1 protein-coding gene and 1 pseudogene are annotated in these 2,259 nt (G+C 64.6%); both read left to right on the forward strand.

Translation table 11 applies throughout. The features are described 5' to 3' along the window. A partial coding sequence (locus tag JOY90_RS28300; RefSeq protein ID WP_291694392.1) for a sugar ABC transporter substrate-binding protein occupies nucleotides 1-846 on the forward strand: 846 nt, incomplete at its 5' end. A 225-nt stretch (nucleotides 847-1,071) separates the two neighbouring features. Next, nucleotides 1,072-2,259 (forward strand): annotated as a pseudogene (locus JOY90_RS28305) (ABC transporter permease); the annotation flags it as partial.

The raw sequence follows: 2,259 nt of genomic DNA on the forward strand, positions 1-2,259 counted from the left end.
CTCACCGAAGGCTGGTATGCCGGGCTGAAGAAGGAGCTCGAGCCCTATGGCGTGAAATTCGAGATCCGCGATCCCAACTGGAACACCAATGCCGGCGCGCAGGCGGTGACCTCGCTGATCTCCGAGAAGCCGGCGGTGATGGTGATCCATAACCCCGACGTGCAGACCTACGCCAAGCTGCTGCAGCGCGCCGAGAACGAGGGCATCTACGTCATCCAGATCAACATGGGCTCGGCTTATCGTTCATCGGGTTTCGTCGGTGCCAACTGGATCGAGATCGGCGAGAAGGACACCGAGGCCGTGGTCAAGGCGTGCCAGGGCAAGTCGAACAAGATCGCCATCATCCAGGGAGCGCTGTCGGCCGCGGCGAGCGCCTACACGCTCAAGGGCGTCGAGAACGTGCTGGCCAAGCATCCCGAGATCAAGGTGGTGTCGAGCCAGGCGGCCGATTGGGACGCGGCGAAAGCCAAGGCGATCACCCAGACCGTGCTGAAGCAGAATCCAGACCTGTGCGGCATCGTCGGCTTCTGGGACGGCATGGACATCGGCACGGCCGCTGCGGTGAAGGAGGCCGGTCTCACCGGCAAGGTGTTCGTCGCGACCTCCGGCGGCGGCGAGCGCAAGGGCGCGTGCGAGCTGGTCAAGAACGACTCCTTCGACCTCGACCTCAGCTACGACGTGCCGACGCAAGCCGCGCAGATGGCGGGCACCATCAAGTGGCTGCTGTCGTCGGGCGCCAAGGCGGGATCGGTGAAGGGCTCGGAATACACGACCCTGATCCCCATCACCAAGGAGAACGCCGACACCCAGACGGCATGCTGGAATCTCTCCGACCTGAAGAAGTGAACGTCTTGCGAGAAGCGCGTTCCGGGGCCCATCCTTCGAGACGCCCGCCTGCGGCGGGCTCCTCAGGATGAGGACTGTTTTCGTGGCGATATCCCAGAACCTCATGGTGAGGGCGCGGCGAAGCCGCGCGTCTCGAACCATGAGGCCCGGACTTGTTGCAGTCATGGGGAATTCCCGGAACGCCGTTCTTGCTGCCTGTTCGATTGCTGAAGCCACGGAACCTTGATGCGCGATACCTTCATTCGGTTGCGATACCGCTACTGGCCGGACCATTTGCTCGGCGAGATCCTGTCCAAGCGCTGGACCGAGACCGCCATCCCCGTCATTCTTCTCCTGATCGTCGGCTTCGCGCTGAGCCGCTCGATCGATCATTTCCTGTCGCCGTCGAGTCTGGCCGACACCGCGCGGCAGGCCGGCGAGATCGGCTTCATCGCGCTCGGCATGGGGCTGGTCGTCATCGTCGGCGGCATCGACCTGTCGGTCGGATCGATGTTCGCCCTGACCGATTTCTGCGCGCTCTATTTGCTCGACGTGATGGAGTGGCCGGTGCCGGCGGTGGTCGCAGCGACGCTCGCCTTCGGCGCGCTGCTCGGCGCCGTCAACGGCGTGCTGATCGGCTATCTCAGGCTGCGCGCCTTCATCACCACGCTGATCACGCTGATCGTCTACCGCTCCACCTTCGATCTCCTGATCCAGCGCTATTCCAACGCCATCGCGGCGGCGTTTCCCGACATTCCCTCGTGGAATTTCATCGGCGGCGGCGACGTGTTCGGCATCCCCAGCGTGGCGCTGATCTACATCGTCGTTGCACTGTTCGGCCACGTCCTGATGACGCGGCTGCGCCCGGGCTGGCACATCACCGCGATCGGCGGCTCGCGCCGCTCGGCCTACAATTCCGGAATCCCGGTGCGGCGGACGATCGCGCTCTGCTATGTCGCGAGCGGCGTCCTGACCAGCGTCGGCGCGCTGTTCTTCGCAGCAAGGCTCGGCACCGTCGGCGGCGACATCGGCGTGGGGCTGGAGGTGATCGTGCTGACCGCGACCGTGCTCGGCGGCATCACGCTCGGCGGCGGCAAGGGGTCGGTGGCGAAATCCGCAGTGGGCGTGCTGATCGTCCTTCTGATCACCAACGGCCTGACCACGCTGAACGCACGCGGCGGCATCAACCGGATGGCGCTGGCAGCGATCCTCCTGATCGCGGCGATGATCGACATCCGCTGGCAGAAGAACCGTACCCGCATCATCAGCAAGGTCTATGTCGCGCCGACCTATCACGAGCTGCCGCCACCACCGCCGACCGAGATCGGAGAAGGCGGGCCATTCGAACAGAACGACAAGCTGCGTGACGTCGAAGCGATCGGCCTCGGCCGAATCGAGGCGCCGGAGGACGTCATCCTCGACCGGCACGACAAT

Source organism: Bradyrhizobium sp. (genome assembly GCF_019242285.1).
Classification (GTDB): Bacteria; Pseudomonadota; Alphaproteobacteria; order Rhizobiales; family Xanthobacteraceae; genus Bradyrhizobium.